This window comes from Pseudoalteromonas sp. NZS127 (genome assembly GCF_015864805.1).
GTDB classification, from domain to species: Bacteria; Pseudomonadota; Gammaproteobacteria; order Enterobacterales; family Alteromonadaceae; genus Pseudoalteromonas; species Pseudoalteromonas nigrifaciens.
Window position 1 is genome coordinate 1 of sequence record NZ_JADYWN010000040.1, and the last position, 2,500, is coordinate 2,500.

A 2,500-nucleotide genomic window follows, 5' to 3' on the forward strand; every position below is an offset into this window, starting at 1 on the left:
TGAATGCGGCCAACATCATGTTTTAACATTGAACGACAGAAATTTCACATGTACGGCTTGTGAAACTAACCAAAGCCGAGACTTGTCAGCGGCTAAAAGCATAGCAAAAACAGGTGAATTAAATTTAATTGCGGCTGGGATCGTCGCAAGGGTAGCCCCCACATCTCAGCAGAAATCAGCTATTAAAACGAAAGTCTTCGAGCTATCGAAGTTTGCTGTTGGAACTGAGAAAAAAGAAGCGGCCTAGCATTCATAAGCTAGACTGTAGAAGCCCATTGATCGACACGGAGTGGCGTCGGTGGGTAGTTCACATTTACGCCATGCCCAGGAACGAAAGAGGTTGATTTAACAACATCGGTAAAGCAACTCAAAGATGCGGGAGCACAAGCGATTGTCACTCTGATGTACGACGCAGAAATAAAGAAAAACGAGGCCGAAACACTTCCTCAAGTTTGTAACGAACAAGGCATAAAATGGTTTCAGTTACCTATTTTAGATGATGATGCGCCTAATGATGACTTTGCAACGGCGTTCAGATCTCACCTTGATGACGTGTTAGCTATTTTGCGCAATCAAGGCACTGTTGCCGTTCACTGTAAAGGCGGTTCAGGTCGCACGGGCTTAGTGATTGGCATACTGATGTATGAGTTAGGTTACAACAAGACAAACATTATTAACCAAGTACAGAAAGTACGCCCTAAGGCGCTTTCTAATCCTGTGCAACGTTCATTTTTTAATGAATATCAAAAAATGAACAACTCCCACTAAACGCTGCGCGTTTTGAAGGAGTTGTTCATAAACAGGCTGTTATCTTGCGGGAAGTTCACAAAGTAACGTAAGCCACGTTTACCTTCACCTGATGAGTAGAGTAAGCCATTATCAACCAATGATTTTAAATCCCTTGTAGCGGTTGCCGGTGGCGCACCGGTTATGGCTCGATATTTTTCATTAGTTAAACCATCACGCACAAAGCCGTCAGCGCCGACAGTGAAGATTTTTTTCATCACTTTCTCTTGACGTTGGTTGAGTTTGACCTCTGCATATTCAGCCCAAAATTTTGATTTTTGCAATACAAACTCAACGGACTCAAGTGACTTATCTTGCGAAGTTCTAACTAGCTCAACAAACCACGCTATCCACTCATTAATTTGTAAGCTAGCATTAGTATTTCTAAGCTGTTGATAATACTCCATTCGATTAGTATTAATCATGCTCGACATACTAAAAAGCGGCGGTCTCGAAAAGTCTTGAAATAACGCATGCTCGGCTATGGCTCTACCAACACGGCCATTCCCATCTTGAAACGGATGAATAGCGACAAACCATAAATGAGCAACTGCTGCTTTTATAGGGCCTGAACAATTGGCGCTATTATACCACTGTATGAAAGCATCCATTTCATGTTCAACCTCAGTGCGATTATTACCGGGTGCTTTGTAGATGATTTCACTGTCGCCGTATAAGTCTTCTCTTATTACATCAATGGACGAGTCTCGATAATCGCCTTTTGTAATAGGATTTACATAATAATCTTCACTACCGTGTAATAGTAGCGTGTGCCAACGGCAAAGTAAGGTTTTAGACATAGCACTTTTAATGCTTTTGCGCACATCAACAAGCATTGCCGCAATGCCTTTTTCTTTAGGGAAGTAACCACCACGCTCTGGCTCTTTTAACCCTAGAAAACGAGCAACTGATGAGCGCACCTCTTCACGGTTAAGTTTTTCACCTTCAATGGCACTGGTGCTTAATGCTTCTTCCACTAGTAAGTGGACAAATGCATCATTATGGTCACTTAACGGTATTTGCGATAATGCCCCTTCAATACTGTAAGCTTTTTTCGAATACTCGCTGACACTTGCCTCAAAGCGTGTTGTGTCATATTCAAATTGAGGCCAATTTTTTTGTTGCCAATGATACATGTGATTTAAACCTTCTTCCGTTATAAATCACTTTATACCTAATTGTGATTTAAAAGCCTATACCTTATGAATCATATGGAGAGAAATTTTGATTTGTGAACTACCCATCGACGCCACTCCGTGTCGATCAATGGGCTTCTACAGTCTAGCTTATGAATGCTAGGCTGCTTCTTTTTTCTCAGTTCCAACAGCAAACTTCGATAGCTCGAAGACTTTCGTTTTAATGGCTGATTTCTGCTGAGATGTGGGGGTAACCCTTGCGACGATTCCAGCCGCAATCAAATCTAATTCACCTGTTTTTGCTATGCTTTTAGCAGCTGACAAGTCTCGGTTTTGGTAAGTTTCACAAGCCGTACATGTGAAATTTCTGTCGTTCAATGTTAAAACATGATGTTGGCCGCATTCTGCGCAAATCCCAGTCGATTTTTCAAATCGACCAATTTCATGATAGAGTTTACCTTCAAGCTCAGCCTTGTATTTTGAAAGCTGAGTTATCAGAGCCATCACATTGTCAGCTACCATACTGCCATTGAATTTTTGCATCGCTTTTACGTTCACCGTTACACAAAGGAATATCA

The 2,500-nt window shown here is 41.6% G+C and carries 2 protein-coding genes and 2 pseudogenes; 2 read left to right on the forward strand and 2 right to left on the reverse strand.

Features of this window, described 5'->3' with window-relative positions; translation table 11 throughout:
- Positions 1–247: pseudogene (locus I6E78_RS18760) on the forward strand (RNA-guided endonuclease InsQ/TnpB family protein); the annotation flags it as partial.
- Positions 248–360: 113 nt separating this feature from the next.
- Positions 361–768 (forward strand): annotated as a pseudogene (locus I6E78_RS18165) (phosphatase domain-containing putative toxin); the annotation flags it as partial.
- Here the strand turns inward: I6E78_RS18165 and I6E78_RS18170 are convergent.
- Complete coding sequence (locus I6E78_RS18170; protein WP_231618044.1) at positions 765–1,922, reverse strand: Fic family protein; 1,158 nt, start codon at positions 1,920–1,922, stop codon at positions 765–767. The pseudogene I6E78_RS18165 and the gene I6E78_RS18170 overlap by 4 nt on opposite strands.
- 159 nt (positions 1,923–2,081) lie before the next feature.
- Positions 2,082–2,500: zinc ribbon domain-containing protein (locus I6E78_RS18175; protein ID WP_197183078.1), on the reverse strand; the 419-nt coding region annotated here is incomplete at its 5' end.